2 protein-coding genes are annotated in these 17,711 nt (G+C 70.2%); both read left to right on the forward strand.

What is annotated here, in order from left to right; all coding sequences use genetic code 11:
• Nucleotides 1–14,750 (forward strand): type I polyketide synthase (locus ACZ3H8_RS39480; protein ID WP_467410038.1); only part of this gene is annotated, 14,750 nt, incomplete at its 5' end.
• A gap of 42 nt (nucleotides 14,751–14,792) precedes the next feature.
• On the forward strand, nucleotides 14,793–17,711 hold a 2,919-nt coding region (locus ACZ3H8_RS39485), incomplete at its 3' end, for a type I polyketide synthase (RefSeq protein WP_467410039.1).

Below are 17,711 nucleotides of genomic sequence, written 5' to 3' on the forward strand. Positions count from 1 at the left end.
AACTCGGTCTGCCGGATGTGGGGTTCGCCCTGGCCACGACGCGGGCACAGTTTGAGCACCGAGCCGTCGTACTCGGCACCGAGCGAGAGGAACTCCTCCAGGGACTTGCCGATGTGGCCGAGGGAACCCTTGCTGCCAATGCGATAACGGGTGCGGTGGAGGCCGGCGGAAGGCTGGCTTTGCTCTTCACTGGGCAGGGTGCGCAGCGGGTCGGTATGGGGCGGGAGTTGTACGACACTTTCCCGGTTTTCGCGGAAGCGTTTGATGCCGTGTGTGCGTATTTCGATGGCGAGCTGGAGTTGCCGCTGCGGGATGTCGTCTTCGGCGATGACGCGGATGCCTTGAACCGCACCGGCTTCACCCAGCCTGCGCTTTTCGCGGTCGAAGTCGCGCTTTACCGGCTGGTGGAGTCGTTCGGTGTCAGGCCCGACTTCCTGCTGGGGCATTCGATCGGCGAGCTCGTGGCCGCGCATGTGGCGGGGGTGTTGTCGCTGGAGGACGCGTGTCGTCTGGTGGCTGCCCGTGGCCGGTTGATGCAGGCATTGCCGTCGGGCGGGGCGATGGTCTCGCTCCAGGCCACCGAGACCGAGGTGCTGCCGCTCCTGGACCTGGAGCGGGTGAGTATCGCGGCGGTGAACGGATCGCAATCGGTTGTCGTCTCCGGCGAGGAATCCGCCGTCGCTGAGATCGCCGCGCATTTCGAGGCCGAGGGCCGGAAGGTGAAGCCGCTGCGGGTCAGTCATGCCTTCCACTCGCCGTTGATGGAGCCGATGCTGGCCGAGTTCCGTACGGTCGCGGAGAGCGTGACGTACGAGCAGCCCCGTATTCCGGTGGTCGCGAATGTGACCGGTGAGCTCGCCACGGATCTGGCCTCTCCCGAGTACTGGGTGCGTCATGTGCGGGAGGCCGTCCGGTTCGCCGACGGCATCCGTCGGCTGGAGGAGCACGGCGTCACCCGGTTCCTGGAGATCGGCCCGGACGGCACGCTGACCGCGATGGCCCAGGGCTGCCTTGACGAAGACACGGACCATGTCCTGATACCCGTTCTGCGTGGTGACCGTTCCGAGGTGACCGCGGTGCTCTCCGCCGCCGGACGGGCATTCGTCCACGGCATCGACGTCGACTGGCAGACGTTCCTCCCCAACGCCAACGCCAACGCCAACGCCAACACCGGCGCTGCTTCCGCCCCCGTCGACCTGCCCACCTACGCCTTCCAACACCAGCGCTACTGGCTTGACATAACCTCCACCACCGCAGATGCCTCCTCGATCGGCCTTGCCGCCGTCGATCACCCCCTCTTGGGCGCAGCGGTATCCCTGGCCGGTGGCGATGAGGTGGTCCTGACCGGGCGACTCTCCCCTCGGACGCAGCCGTGGCTCGCCGAGCACCGCATCGCAGGCGCGATCGTGGTACCCAGCACGGCTCTCCTGGAGCTGGCAGTGCGCGCAGGGGACGAGGTCGGCTGCTCCCACATCAGGGAACTCGCCCTCGAAGCACCGCTCGTACTCCCCGAGGACGGCGAGGTCCAGCTCCAGGTACGCATCGAGGATCCGGATGCTGCCGGTGACCGGGCTCTCGGGGTGTATGCGCGCCCCGGGGCGGCGTCGGCCGATGCGCCGTGGATGCGGCATGCGAGCGGTGTCCTGGCGGAGAGCGCCCAGCCGGATGCCTTCGACTTCGGGGTATGGCCGCCCGCCGGAGCGGAACCCGTGGACTTCGACGACCTGTACGACGGGCTGGCGGCGGCCGGGTTCGACTACGGTCCGGTCTTCCGCGGCGTGCGAGCCGTGTGGCAGGGCGCCGACGGTGTGTACGCCGAAGTCGAACTGCCCGAGTCCGAGTCCGAGGCCGCGGTGGAGGGTTTCTCCCTCCATCCGGCACTGTTGGACGCCGCGCTGCACCCCCTCGGCCTCGGCCTGCTGGACGGGGTAGCGACTGGGGCCGTGCTGTTCGCGTGGACCGGGGCGTCCTTGCATGCGACCGGCGCGACAGCGCTGCGGATCCGGCTGGCCAGGCGCGGGGCTGACGGCGTGTCCCTCCAGGCGGCCGACGGCTCCGGACAGCCGGTGATCGCGGTCGAGTCGATGCTGATGCGGAAGACCGACGAGGACCGGGGCGATCGTACGGTGTCGTTGGCGGCTTCGCTGCTCCGAATCGACTGGACGCCGATCACCGTAGAAGCGGACGCCGATGGGGCGCGGTTGACCGTCGTGGTGAGCGACCCGCTGGGCGTGGCCGAGGCTCTGGGCACGACGCCTGCCGATTCCACGACGTCCGATGCCGTACTCGTGACCGGTGTCGCCACAGCAGCTGAAGCACACACCGTCCTCAGCGACTGGCCCGCCCAGGAGCCGCAGGCCCGCCTCGTGTTCGTCACCCGCGGTGCCGTCGCCATCGGTGACGACACACCGGACCCCGAAGCCGCCGCACTGTGGGCAGAGCTCCGCGCCGTCCAGACCGAACACCCGGGCCGGATCGTGCTCGTGGACGTCGACGGCCATATTGACTCCCTCCGTGTTTTGCCCGCCGCGATCGCCACGGGCGAGTCCGAGATCGCGGCCCGTGCGGGTGAGGCGTCGGCGGCGCGCCTGACGAGGTGCGCATCGACCGCGCCCATGAAGCTCGACGTGGAGCCCGGCGGAACCGTCCTGGTCACCGGCCCGTTTGCCGAGCAGTTCGCTGAAGCGCTCGACGTCGAGGCGTATGTCGAGGCGCATGTGGAGACCGTCGCGGGCCAGGGCCAGGGCCAGGACCAGGACGCCCTGGAGGCGGTGATCGCCGCGATCCCGGCCGGACGACCGCTCAGCGCGGTCGTCCACACCGCCGACCTCGGCCGGAGCAGCGACATCGGTACGGCCCGGCGCCTGGACGAGCTGACGCGCGTCAGCGACGTGGACAGTAGCAGTGCGCTGTCCGCGTTCGTCCTCATCGGTATCGGCCCGGCCGACGCTCCGTCGTGCGGGCAGTTGGCCGCGCTCGCCCACCAGCGCGCAGCAGCCGGCCTGCCCGCCCTCGCGCTGCTCCCGCCGCCCCACGCCGGCACCCCGGGGCTCGCCGCGCTCCCGGCAGAAGATGTCGCGGCGCTGGTAGGCACCGCCCAGGCGTTGGGCCGGACCGTGCTGCTGCCCGCGCGCGTGGACCGCGCCGCCCTGCGCGGCTCCGCATCACCCCTGCCGGCCGTCCTCACCACATTGGCGCAGGGCGCGCAGGGCACCGGGCGCCGGATCGCCGTACGCGAACGGGCGAGGGCGGCCTCCGGCCTGGCGCGGCAGCTGGCCGGAAAGGGAGCGGGCGAACGCGGCCGCGTGCTCCTGGCTCTCGTACGCACCCAGGTCGCAGGCGTCCTCGGCTACGCCGGCGCCGACGAGGTGGAGCCCTCCCGGAGCTTCACCGACCTCGGCTTCACCTCCCTCACCGCTGTCGAGCTGCGCAACCGGCTCAACGAGGAGACGGGCATGAGACTGCCCGCCACGCTTGTGTTCGACTACCCGACCCCGGCAGCGCTCGCCCGCTACCTGGACGGCGAACTCACCGGCGAAACGGGCGATTCCGCGCCCAAGCCCGTCAGCACACCCCTCGACAACGACCCGGTCGTCATCGTGGGTATGAGCTGCCGCTACCCGGGCGGTATCCGCACCCCGGAGGAGTTGTGGGAGCTGGTCGCCTCGGGCGGCGACGGCATCTCTCCGTTTCCCGCCGATCGCGGCTGGGACCTCGGCAGCCTGTACGACCCGGACCCGGACCACCCCGGCACGTGCTACGCCCGGGAAGGCGGCTTCCTGCACGACGCCAGCCACTTCGACCCGGGTTTCTTCGCGATCAGCCCCCGCGAGGCGCTGTCGATGGACCCGCAGCAGCGGCTGCTCCTCGAGGTGTCGTGGGAGGCCCTGGAGCGTTCCGGAATCGATCCGGCGTCGGCTCGCGGCAGCCTGACCGGTGTCTTCGCGGGCGTCACCTACCAGGACTACGTCGGCATCCTCAGCGGAGCGCAGGACAGCTTTGAGGGGTACATCGGCACCGGTAACTCGCCCAGCGTGCTGTCGGGGCGCATCGCCTACACCCTCGGCCTCGAAGGGCCGGCGGTCAGCGTCGACACCGCCTGCTCGTCCTCCCTGGTCGCCCTGCATCTGGCCGTCCAGGCGCTCCGGGCGGGCGAGTGCGACCTCGCGCTCGCGGGCGGGGTGACGGTGATGTCCACCCCCGGCTCACTCATCGAGTTCAGCAGGCAGCGGGCGCTCGCCGAGGACGGCAGGTGCAAGCCGTTCTCGGCCGGTGCCGACGGAGCGAGCTGGGCCGAGGGTGTCGGCATGGTGGTCGTCGAGCGGCTGTCCGACGCCCGTCGCCACGGGCACCCGGTGCTGGCCGTCGTACGCGGCAGCGCCCTCAACCAGGACGGCGCGTCCAACGGACTCACCGCGCCCAACGGCCCTGCCCAGCAGCGTGTCATCCGGCAGGCGCTCGCCGGCGCCGGCCTCGACCCGCAACAGGTGGACGCCGTCGAGGCGCACGGCACGGGGACGACACTCGGTGACCCGATCGAGGCGCAGGCCGTGATCGCCGCCTACGGCCAGGACCGGGACGACGACCGTCCGCTGTGGCTCGGTTCCCTCAAGTCGAACATCGGACACAGCCAGGCCGCCGCCGGCGTCGGCGGCGTCATCAAGATGGTCATGGCGTTGCGCAACGGCCTGCTGCCCAGGACCCTGCACGCCGACGAGCCCAGCCCGCACGTCGACTGGACGGCAGGCAATGTACGGCTGCTCACCGAGGCCGTCGCGTGGCCGGACGCGGACGAGCCGCGCCGGGCAGGTGTCTCCTCGTTCGGGATGAGCGGCACCAACGCGCATGTCATCGTCGAGGAAGCACCCCGGCAGCGGACCCCGCGGGACACCCCTGAGGCCCCCGGGACCCCCGCCGAATCCGTACTCCCGGTGGTGCCGGTGCCGTTGTCCGCGCGCACCGATGACGCCCTGCGTGACCAGGCCGCGCGGCTCCGCTCCCATCTGCTCGCCCGGCCGGGCGAGCTCGACGTCACCGGCATCGGGTACTCGCTCGCCACGACCCGTTCCGCTTTCGAGCACCGGGCGGTGCTGGTCGCGGCCGGCCGGGAGGACCTCGACCGGGGCCTGCGTGAGATCGCCGAGGGGGCGATGGTCTCCGACGTGCCGCGAGGCGTCGCACATGGCGGCGCCGCCCGCCCCGTGATGGTCTTCCCCGGGCAGGGCAGTCAGTGGGCGGGCATGGCACGTGAACTGCTCGGCAGCTCGCCGGTGTTCGCCGACCGCCTGGCCGCTTGCGAACAGGCTCTCGCCCCCTTCGTCGACTGGTCGCTGACGGCCGTCCTGCTGGGCGACGCCGACGCGCCGGACCTCGAACGGGTCGACGTCGTACAGCCCGCGCTGTGGGCCGTCATGGTTTCGCTCGCCGAACTGTGGCGCTCGTACGGAGTGGAGCCCGACGCGGTCGTCGGGCACAGCCAGGGCGAGATCGCCGCCGCCTGTGTCGCCGGGGCACTGACCCTGGACGACGGAGCACGCGTGGTGGCGTTGCGCAGCCGGGCCATCACCGCCATCACGGGAAGCGGCGGCATGATGTCCGTGCAGCTGCCCGTCGGTGCGGTGCGCGAGCGCATCGAGCCGTGGGGCGAACGGCTGTCCGTCGCCGCCATCAACGGGCCTGCGTCTGTCGTCGTCTCCGGCGAGGCGGAAGCGCTCGACGAGCTGTTCACCGCGCTGACCGGTGACGGCGTGCAGGCCCGCAAGGTCGCCGTCGACTACGGCTCACACTCGGCGCAGGTCGAGGCGGTGAGAGAGCAGGTGCTCGGCGCGCTGGACGGGATCAGCCCGGTCGATGCCTCAATCCCGTTCTTCTCGACCGTGACCGGTCAGTGGCAGGACACCTCCGGGCTCGGGCCCGACTACTGGTACACCAACCTGAGGCAGACGGTGCGGTTCGAGGACGCCGTCCGCGGCCTCATGGCAGCCGGACACCGTTCGTTCATCGAAGTCAGCCCGCACCCCGTGCTGACCGGCGGGATACGGGACTGCGTGGACGCGCTCGGCGCGGATGCCGCCGTGCTCGGCACCCTGCGCCGGGACGGAGGCGGACTCGACCGGGTCGTCACCTCCCTTGCCGAGGCGCACGCGCGGGGCGTGGCCGTCGACTGGGCCGCCGTCTTCGCCGGCACGGGCGCGCACCGCGTCGACCTGCCGACGTACGCGTTCCAGCGCGAGCGGTACTGGCCGCAGGCACGTGAACTGGCCGCAGCCGACAGCGAGAACGGGCCGACGTCCGACGCCGTCGAAGCGCGGTTCTGGCGGAGCGTCGAACAGGAAGACCTCGAGGCACTCGTAGACACGCTCGACCTCGACGGCAGCGAGCCGCTCAGCGCCGTACTGCCCGCCCTGTCGTCGTGGCGCAGGAACAGCCGAGAGAAGTCCACCGTCGAGGGCTGGCGGTACACCGTGCGCTGGTCGCCGCTCGCCGAGCGCACGTCCTCCGCCCTGAACGGCACCTGGCTGCTGGCCGCCCCGGCGGCGCAAGCCCCTGGCGACCGCGAAGCCGCCGGCGAACGCGTGGCCGCCGTACGGGACGCGCTCGCCGCCCACGGCGCCCGGGTACGCCTCGTGGAGCTGACCCCCGAGGACGGCTCCTGCCGCGAGCGGGTTGCCGGACAACTGCGGGACGCGCTCGGCGACGACGACGTCACCGGCGTCCTCTCGCTGCTCCCGCTGGACGAGCGGGCGCACCCCGAACACCGCTCCGTGCCCGTGGGTCTGTCCGGGTCTCTGTCCCTCATCCAGGCACTGGGTGACCTCGGCATCGAGGCGCCCCTGTGGTGCGGGACCCGCGGTGCTGTCACCATCGGCCGCTCCGAGTCCGTCACCAGCACCCACCAGTCGCTCGTCTGGGGCATGGGCCGCGTCGCCGCCCTGGAACACTCCGACCGCTGGGGCGGCCTCGTCGACCTGCCCGAGGTCCTGGACAAGCGGGCGGCGGACCGGCTGTGCGGACTGCTCGCCGGACCGGACGGCGAGGACCAGATCGCGGTACGCGCCTCCGGCGCCTACGGCCGCCGCCTCGTACGCGCCCCGCTCGCCGGCACGCCGGCGCAGCGCACCTGGCGGCCCCGCGGCACCGTACTTGTCACCGGCGGCACGGGAGCGGTCGGCGGCCACATCGCCCGCTGGCTGGCCCGGGAAGGCGCCGAGCACCTGCTGCTCACCGGACGCCGCGGCTCCGACGCGCCGGGTGCAGCGGAACTCGAAGCCGAACTCACCGCGCTCGGCTCCCGCGTCACCATCGCCGCCTGCGACGCCGCCGACCGCGAGGCGCTGCGCGACCTGCTCGCATCCGTCCCCGAGCAGTACCCGCTCGAGGCGGTCATGCACGTCGCGGGCTCCCTCGACGACGGCGTGATCGACTCCCTCGATCCCGGCCGCATGGACACCGTGCTCCGCGCCAAGGTCACCGCGGCGCTCAACCTGCACGAGCTCACTCGGGAACGAGACCTGTCCGCGTTCGTGCTCTTCTCCTCCACATCGGGCACCATCAGCGGCCCGGGGCTCGGCAACTACGCCCCCGGCAACGCATTCCTCGACGCGCTCGCCCATTGGCGCCGCGCCGCGGGACTCCCCGCCACCGCTGTCGCCTGGGGACACTGGGCGGGAGACGGTATGGGAGAGGGCGCCGTCGGCGACCGGCTCAGGCGCTACGGCGTGTACGACATGCGGCCGGAGATGGCCTGCGGCGCGTTGCGGCAGGCCCTCGACCACGACGAGACATACATCTCCGTCACCGACATCGGCTGGGACAAGTTCACATCCGCGTTCACGGCTCCCCGGCCAAGCGCACTGCTGCGCGATCTTCCCGACGCGCAACGCGTCCTGGAGGCAGCGCAGGAGAGCGATGACAGCGGCTCCGACGCGTCCAAGCTGCACCAGCACCTCGCGGGACTCTCCGAGTCCGAACGCGCCGGCACGGTCCTGGACGTCGTACGCAGCTACGTCGCCACCGTGCTCGGCTACGCCGGACCCTCGGCGGTCGAGCCCGAACGGGCCTTCAGCGACCTCGGGTTCGACTCGCTCAGCGCCGTCGAGCTGCGCAACGGAATGAACAGCATCACCGGCCTGCGGCTGCCGGCGACTCTCGTCTTCGACTACCCCACCTGCGCGGTGCTCGCGGACTTCCTGCTGGCCGAACTGTCCGGCACGTCAGCGAATGCCGAGCCCGCTGCCGCGCTGCCGGCTGTGGTGGCAGAGCACGACGAGCCGGTGGCGATTGTGGCGATGAGCTGTCGTTTCCCTGGTGGTGTGGGTTCACCGGAGGAGTTGTGGCGGCTGTTGTGCGCGGGCGGGGACGGGGTGGTCCCGTTCCCGGCCGATCGTGGTTGGGATGTCGAGGGGTTGTATGACCCGGAACCGGGACGGCCGGGGAAGGTTTCCACGCGTGAGGGTGGGTTCCTGCCGGGTGTCGATGAGTTCGATCCGGGGTTCTTCGGGATTTCGCCGCGGGAGGCGGTGGCGATGGATCCGCAGCAGCGGCTGCTGCTGGAGACGTCGTGGGAGGCGTTCGAGCGGGCCGGGATCGACCCGCTGACGCTGCGAGGCAGCCGTACCGGCGTCTTCGCGGGCACCAACGGGCAGGACTACACGGGCCTGTTGGTGGCGTCGGGGGAGGAGGAGCTGGGGGGTTATATCGGTACGGGCAATGCGGCGAGCGTGGTCTCGGGGCGGCTGTCGTACACGTTTGGTCTTGAGGGGCCGGCGGTGACGGTGGACACGGCGTGTTCGGCGTCGCTCGTGGCGTTGCATCTGGCGGTGCAGTCGTTGCGGTCGGGTGAGTGTGATCTGGCGCTGGCCGGTGGTGTGACCGTCATGTCGACGCCGGGGCTTTTCCTGGATTTCAGTCGGCAGCGTGGGTTGGCTGCTGACGGCCGGTGCAAGGCGTTCTCGGATCAGGCGGATGGCGCGGGGTTCTCCGAGGGCGCTGGTGTGCTCGTGGTGGAACGGCTGTCGGATGCCCGGCGGAATGGTCACCAGGTGTTGGCGGTTGTGGCTGGTTCTGCGGTGAATCAGGATGGTGCGTCGAATGGTCTGACGGCGCCGAATGGTCCTTCGCAGCAGCGGGTGATCCGGCAGGCGTTGGCGGGGGCGGGGCTGTCGACCTCCGATGTGGATGTGGTGGAGGCGCACGGTACGGGTACGACGCTGGGTGATCCGATCGAGGCGCAGGCGCTGATCGCCACCTACGGTCAGGGGCGGGACGGGGACCGGCCGTTGTGGCTGGGTTCGGTGAAGTCGAATCTCGGTCATACGCAGGCGGCTGCGGGTGTGGCTGGTGTGATCAAGATGGTGTTGGCGCTTCAGCATGGTGTGCTGCCGCGGACGTTGCATGCGGATGAGCCGTCGTCGCATGTGGACTGGTCGGCGGGCAACGTACGACTGCTGACCGAGGCCGTGGAGTGGCCCGAGACCGAAAGGCCGCGGCGCGCTGGTGTGTCGTCGTTCGGCATCAGCGGCACCAACGCACACACGATCCTGGAGGAAGCCCCGTCCCTGGACGAGGCCTCGCACCTGGAAACCGCGCCCCCGCCGTCACCTGCGGACGACGCCGAAGGCAACTCGACGCCGACGGAGTCCTCCGCTGTGCCCTGGGCGATCACCGGCAAGACCAGGTCCGCGCTCCGTGCGCAGGCCACCCGGCTGCTCGCGCATGTGGAGGCCCATCCGGATCTGCGCGCCATCGATCTGGGTCTGGCGCTCGCCACTACCCGGTCCGTCATGGAGCACCGGGCCGTGGTCCTCGGTGAGGATCGGGACGAGTTGCTGCGCGGCCTGACCGCCGTGGCCGACGACGAACCGTCTCCGAACGCGGTGACCGGCTCGGCCAAGGCAGGCGGCCGGATGGCTCTGCTGTTCGCGGGGCAGGGTGTGCAGCGGGTGGGGATGGGGCGGGAGTTGTACGACGCGTTCCCGGTTTTCGCGGAGGCGTTTGATGCCGTGTGTGCGTATTTCGATGGCGAGTTGGAGTTGCCGCTGCGGGATGTGGTTTTCGGTGATGACGCGGATGCGTTGAATCGGACGGGCTTCACCCAGCCTGCGCTTTTCGCGGTTGAGGTCGCGCTGTACCGGCTGGTGGAGTCGTTCGGTGTCAGGCCCGATTTCCTGCTGGGTCATTCGATCGGCGAGCTCGTGGCCGCGCATGTGGCCGGCGTGATCGCTCTTGAGGATGCGTGTCGTCTGGTGGCTGCCCGTGGCCGGTTGATGCAGGCGCTGCCGTCCGGTGGCGCAATGGTCTCGCTCCAGGCGTCGGAGGCCGAGGTGCTGCCGCTTCTGGACCTGGAGCGGGTGAGCGTTGCGGCGGTGAACGGGCCGCAGTCGGTCGTTGTCTCCGGTTATGAGGACACGGTCACTCAGCTGGCGAAGCATTTCGAGGCCGAGGGTCGGAAGGTGAAGCCGCTGCGGGTGAGCCATGCCTTCCACTCGCCGTTGATGGAGCCGATGCTGGCTGAATTCCGTACGGTCGCGGAGAGCGTGACGTACGAGCAGCCGCGTATTCCGGTGGTCTCGAATGTGACTGGTGAGCCCGCCAAGGATCTGGTCTCTCCCGAGTACTGGGTGCGTCATGTGCGGGAAGCTGTCCGGTTCGCCGACGGTATCCAGTGGCTGGAGGAGCACGAGGTCTCCCGGTTCCTGGAGATCGGCCCCGACGGCACGCTGACTGCGATGGCCCAAGGCTGCGTAGACCGGGCTGACCATCTTCTCGTACCCACCCAGCGCAAGAACCGCCCGGAGGCAGCCGGCCTTCTCGCCGCTCTCGCCCAGACGTTCGCCGATGGTGTGCCGCTCACCTGGGAGGCCGCTTTCGCAGGGCGCGGTGCCCGCCGGGTCGGCCTGCCGACGTACGCCTTCCAGCGACACCGCTACTGGCCCAAGCCGCCCGTCATGCCGACCGGTGACATCAGCTCGGCGGGTCTCTCATCGGCGGACCACCCACTGCTGGGTGCGGCGGTGGAGGTGGCCGGTTCCGACGCCTTCCTCTTCACCGGCAGGCTGTCGCTGCGCACCCACCCTTGGCTCGCCGACCACGCGGTGACCGGGACCGTCCTGTTCCCCGGCACGGGTTTCCTCGAACTGGCCGTCCGCGCGGCCGACGAAGTGGGCTGCGACCGCGTGGACGAGTTCACGATCGCCGCGCCGCTCGTCCTGCCGGAGCGCGGTGCAGTACAGCTGCAGCTCGCGGTGGAGCCACCCGACGAGTCGGGACGGCGGACGCTGAACCTGTACTCGCGACCGGAGGACGACCTCGCCGAGCAGCCGTGGGTACTCCACGCCAGTGGCGTGGTGTCAACCGGCGCGGCAGCGGACCAGGACGAGCCGTACGACTTCGCCGTCTGGCCGCCGCGCGGCGCGGACGCCGCCTCGGTCGAGGACTTCTACGACCGCTTCGCCGAGGCCGGATTCGCCTACGGCCCGGTCTTCCGCGGGCTGAAGGCCGTCTGGCAACGCGGCGATGAGATCTTCGCCGAGGTCGGGCTGCCGGAGGAGCATGACGGGCTGGCCGGTGCGTTCGGGCTTCACCCCGCGCTGCTCGACTCCGCGCTGCACGCGATGATGTTCGTGTCCATGGAGGATGTCGGTCGGGGCCGGCTGCCGTTCTCCTGGAGCGGAGTCTCCCTGAGGGCCGCTGGGGCCACCGCCCTGCGCGTGCGCCTCGTACAGTCCGGACCCGAGTCGGTGTCTCTCGAACTGGCCGACCCCACGGGAGGTTCGGTCGCCTCCATCGAATCGCTGACGCTACGTCAGGTGTCTGGTGGGCAGGTGAGCAGCAACGCTCCCTTCCACGACGCGCTGTTCCAGGTGGACTGGGTCACCGTGCCCGTGCCTGCGGTTCAGGTGGAAGAGCCGTGGGTGGTCGTCGGGGACGTGGCACAGGCTGCGGCCCTGGACGGCGTCGGCATACGGGTGGACGTGAGCGACAGTCTGAGCGATCTCGCCGACGAGGCGCCTCCCGTGGTCCTGGTCACCTGCGCGCGCGGTGCGAGCGAAAGCGGCGCTGCCACCGCGGCGCACACCGCCGCCAACCGAACGCTCGCACTGCTGCAGGAGTGGCTGGAGGACGAGCGCTTCGCCGCCTCCCGGCTGGTCTTCATCACCCACGGCGCCGTGAGCACCTCGGACGCGGACCGGCCGGACCCGGCGCAGGCTGCCGTCTGGGGCCTGGTCCGTGCTGCCAGTGTTGAGAACCCGGGCCGATTCACGCTCGTCGACCTCGACGGCAGTGCGGACTCGACGGCCGCCGTCCCCGGAGCACTGGCGAGTGGAGAGCCTGAGGCGGCCGTGCGAGCGGGCGCGGTACACGCACCGAGGCTCGCCCGAGTCGCCTCCACGGACGCTCTGGCCCGGCCCGAGGCGGACGCCTGGCGACTGGACATCGCCGACAAGGGCACCCTGGAGAAGCTGCGCCTGGTGGAGTGCCCTGAGGTGAAGGCGGAGCTGGGGGCAGGTCAGGTACGCATCGGGGTTCGTGCGGCAGGGGTCAACTTCCGCGACGTGTTGAACGCGCTCGGGATGTACCCGGGTGAGGCCGGCCTGCTGGGCAGTGAGGGTGCCGGTGTGGTGCTGGAGGTCGGCCCCGGGGTGAGCGATCTGAAGCCCGGTGACCGGGTCATGGGCATGTTCTTCGGAGCCTTCGGTCCCATGGTGGTGGCAGACCGCCGCCTGCTCGCGCGCATTCCGGAGGGGTGGTCGTTCGCGCAGGCGGCGGCCGCGCCGGTGGTGTTCCTGACGGCGTATTACGCGCTGGTGGATCTGGGTGGGCTCCAGGCGGGCGAGTCGGTGCTGATTCATGCTGCCGCGGGTGGGGTTGGTATGGCTGCGGTGCAGTTGGCGGGGCATCTGGGTGCGGAGGTGTTCGGTACGGCGAGTCCGGGCAAGTGGGGGACGTTGCGGGGGTCGGGTCTGGATGGGTCGCATGTCGCGTCGTCGCGTGATCTGGGTTTCGAGCGGTCGTTCCTGGCTGTGACCGGTGGCCGGGGTGTGGATGTGGTGCTGGACTCCCTGGCGCGGGAGTTCGTTGACGCGTCACTGCGATTGCTGCCGCGGGGTGGGCGGTTTGTGGAGATGGGCAAGACCGATGTGCGGGATCCGCTGGAGGTAGCGGCTGAGCATCCGGGTGTCACGTATCAGGCCTTCGACCTGTTCGACGCCGGTCCTGAGCGGATCGCGGAAATGCTGGGCGTGCTCCTCGATCTGTTCGAGCGGGGTGTGCTGGAGCCGTTGCCGGTGACGGCGTGGGATGTGCGGAAGGCTCCTGAGGCGTTCCGTCACCTCAGTCAGGCCAAGAACGTCGGCAAGGTCGTCCTCACGATGCCGGTTCCGCTCGACCCGGAAGGCACGGTACTGATCACCGGCGGTACGGGCGGTCTCGGCGCTCTGGTGGCTCGGCATCTGGTGGCCGAGCACGGCATGCGGCACCTGCTCCTCGCCAGCCGCCGCGGCCCGCAGGCGCCGGGTGCTGAGGCTTTGCGGGAGGAGTTGGCGGGGCTGGGGGCTTCGGTGTCGGTGGTGGCGTGTGATGCCGCTGACCTTGGGTCGTTGGCCGCCTTGCTGGAGGGTGTCCCTGCCGGCCGTCCGTTGACTGCGGTGGTGCATACGGCGGGTGTGCTGGATGACGGTGTGGTTTCTTCGCTGACGCCGGAGCGGATGGATGCGGTACTGGCGCCGAAAGCGGATGCGGCGCTGCATCTGGATGAGTTGACGCGTGGGCTGGATCTGGCGGCGTTCGTGGTGTTCTCGTCGGTGGCGGGGACGTTCGGCAGTGCGGGTCAGGCCAACTACGCGGCAGCGAACGCCTTCTTGGACGCTCTGGCATGTCGGCGTGGTGGGTTGGGTCTTCCTGCGACGTCGTTGGCCTGGGGTGCCTGGGCGCCGGGTGCCGGTATGACGGGTGAGTTGAGCGAAGCCGACATGCAACGCATGGCACGCGGCGGCATGATCCCGCTGACTCCGGAACAGGGCCTCGGCCTGCTCGACACCGCGACGACCCTGGCCCGTCCGCTGCTGCTGCCGATGAACCTCGATACGGCGCCGCTGCGCGCGCACCCCCAGGCCGTACCGCCGCTGCTGCGCAACCTGGTCAGGGCACCCGCCCGTCGCACCACCGCAGCGTCCATTGCGACGGCGGGAGCGGAAGGACAGCAGGATCTCGCAGAGCGGCTGGGCGCGCTGCCCTCGGCGGATCGCGAGCAGTATCTGCTCGATCTGGTCTGCACACAGGTGGCCGTGGTCCTCGGCCATGGGTCGGCCGAGGACATCGAACCCGACCAGGCATTCAAGGAGTTGGGCTTCGACTCGTTGACGGCGGTGGAACTCCGTAACCACCTCAACGCGGCGACCAGGCTCAGGTTGCCGGCCACCCTCGTCTTCGACTACCCGACACCGCTCGTCCTGGTCCGCCATGTCCTGGACGAGATCGAACTGCCCGAGACATCGGGTGCACAGCCGATCCTCGGCGAGCTGACCCGGCTGGAGGCCGCGATGGCCGGCTCCACGGTCGGTGACGAGGAACGGGCCGAGATCACCGACCGGCTGCGCGAGCTGATGACGCAATGGCAGGGCAGCAACGGCCAGGCGGAGCGAGGGGCGGATCCGTACACGGAGAGCGATGACGACGACGGCGAACTGGAGTCGGCCTCGACGGCCGGCGAACTGTTCGACCTCATCGACAAGGAACTGGGAACGTCGTGACCGGACGCGGGGAACCGCTCGGCTTGGCTCGAGGATGTGACGTTGGTGGCTGCTGACGACGAGAAGTACGTGGAGTACCTCAAGCGGGTGACGTCCGAGCTTCGGCAGACTCGCCGCCAGCTTCGCGAAGCCGAGACCAGGGACCAGGAGCCCATCGCCATTGTCGCGATGAGCTGCCGCTATCCCGGAGGCGTGCGTTCGCCGGAAGACTTGTGGCAGCTGGTCGCAGAAGGCGGAGACGCCGTCTCCGAGTTCCCGGTCGACCGTGGATGGGATGTCGACGCGGTCTACGACCCGGATCCGGACCCGGACAAGCCGGGCTCGATGTACGTGCGCGAGGGCGGCTTCCTGCATGACGCGGGGTTCTTCGACCCGGCGTTCTTCGGGATGAGCCCGCGGGAGGCCCTGGCCACCGATCCGCAGCAACGCCTGCTGCTCGAAGTTGCCTGGGAGGCGTTCGAACGGGCGGGCATCGATCCGACGTCGGTGCGCGGCACCAGCGGTGGGGTGTTCGTGGGTGCCGCGACCTCCGGATACGGCGTCGGCGTGGCAGAGCTCCCCGAAGGCGTACAGGGGCTCCTCCTCGCGGGCAACGCCACATCCGTGGCCTCCGGACGTGTCGCCTACACCCTCGGTCTGGAGGGACCCGCCGTCACGGTCGACACAGCGTGCTCATCATCGCTGGTCGCGCTGCACTGGGCATGCCATGCGCTGCGCCGCGGCGAATGCGATCTCGCACTGGCCGGCGGTGTCGCGGTCATGTGCACTCCGGCGATGTTCTTCGAGTTCAGCAGGCAGCGCGGCCTCGCGGCTGACGGCCGCTGCAAGCCGTTTTCCGACGACGCGGACGGCACAGGGTGGTCGGAGGGCGCCGGGATGCTGCTTGTCGAGCGGCTGTCCGACGCGCGGAAGAACGGCCATCCGGTGCTCGCCGTCGTCCGGGGGACGGCCATCAACTCCGACGGTGCGTCGAACGGCCTGACCGCTCCCAACGGCCCCTCGCAGCAGCGGGTCATCCGAGCCGCGCTGTCCCAGGCAGGGCTTTCGCCGGCCGAGGTCGACGCCGTCGACGCCCACGGGACGGGAACCTCTCTGGGTGACCCGATCGAGGCGCAGGCTCTCCTGGCCACGTACGGAAAGGACCGGGCAGGCAACGAGCCGTTGCGGCTCGGCTCGCTCAAGTCGAACATCGGTCACACCCAGTCGGCAGCCGGGGTCGGCAGCATCATCAAGATGGTCATGGCCATGCGCCATGGAACCCTGCCCCGGACCCTGCATGTCTCCGAGCCGTCCCGGCACATCGACTGGACAGCCGGGGATGTGAGGGTGCTGACCGAGGCGATTCCGTGGGAAGAGGACGAACATCCGCGCCGGGCGGGGGTCTCGTCCTTCGGCATCAGCGGGACCAACGCACACGCGATCATCGAGCAGGCGGCACAGGTAGCTGAGGATGTCGCGGAACCGCAGGGAGAGGGCGAGTCCTCACGGGCGTTGCCCCTCGTTCCGTGGGTGGTCTCGGCCCGCAGCGAGGCGGCACTGCGCGCGCAGGCATCGCAGCTGCTGGCGCGGGTCAGTGATGACGAGCTGGACCTGGACCTGATCGATGTCGGTTACTCCCTCACCAGCACGCGGACCGCGTTCGAACACCGGGCAGTGGTGCTCGCGGAGGACAGGGCTGCTGCTCTGAGCGCCCTGGCGGACCTGGCTGTCCAGGGTGCTCGTGGGGCCGGCGCCGGCGCCGGCGCCGGCGTCGGCGTAGTGCGGGGTCGCACGATGCGGGGTGGCACCGCCTTCCTGTTCACGGGCCAGGGCGCCCAGCGTGCGGGAATGGGACGGGAGCTGTACGAGGCGTTCCCGGTCTTCGCCGAGGCCTTCGACGAGGTATGTGCGCTTTTCGACACGGAGTTGGAACGGCCGCTTCGGGACGTCGTCTTCGGCAATGACGCTGATGCTGCCCTGCATCGCACCGCCGTCACCCAGCCTGCGCTGTTCGCGGTGGAAGTGGCGCTCTACCGGCTGGTCGAGTCCTGGGGCGTCAAGCCCAAGTATCTGGTGGGACATTCGATCGGCGAGCTGGCGGCCGCGCATGTGGCTGGGGTGTTGTCGCTGGAGGATGCGTGTCGTCTGGTGGCGGCGCGTGGCCGGTTGATGCAGGCGTTGCCGACTGGTGGGGCGATGATCTCGCTCCAGGCCGACGAGGACGAGGTGCTGCCGCTGCTGAAGGGGCACGAGCAGCGGGTGAGCATCGCCGCCGTGAACGGTCCTTCGGCAACTGTCGTCGCGGGCGAGGAAGCCGCTGTCGCGGAGATCGCCGGGAAGTTCGAGGAGCAGGGCCGGAAGACGAAGCGGCTACGGGTGAGCCATGCCTTCCACTCGCCGCTGATGGAACCGATGCTCGCGGAGTTCCGTGCCGTCGCGGAGAGCATGACGTTCCAGCAGCCGCGTATTCCCGTGATCTCGAACGTGACCGGGGAACCGGCCACGGATCTGACGACCGCCGACTACTGGGTACGGCACGTACGCGAAGCCGTACGGTTCGCCGACGGTGTCCGCTGGCTCGCCGGTCATGGCGTGACCCGGTTCCTGGAACTGGGACCGGGGGGAACGCTGACGGCCATGGCCCAGGCGTGTCTCGCCGACGTTGGTGACGAGGACACGGACCGGGTGTGTGTGGCCGCGTTGCGAGCGGACAGGCCCGAGGTCACCGCCCTGATGTCGGCGGTGGCCGGAGTCTTCGCTTCGGGAGCGCCGATCGACTGGGCCGCGTACTTCGCGGGCTCCGGGGCTCGGCGGGTGGATCTGCCGACGTACGCGTTCCAGCGCGAGCGGTACTGGCTGGAGCCGACGGGCGCCGGAGTCCGGGCGAGTGAGCGGTCGGTGGTGGACGGTTGGCGTTATCGGGTTGAGTGGAAGCCGCTGGTTGGGGCTGGGGTTGCCCGGTTGGGTGGGCGTTGGCTGTGT

The sequence above is a fragment of the Streptomyces sp. NPDC002868 genome (genome assembly GCF_055563295.1).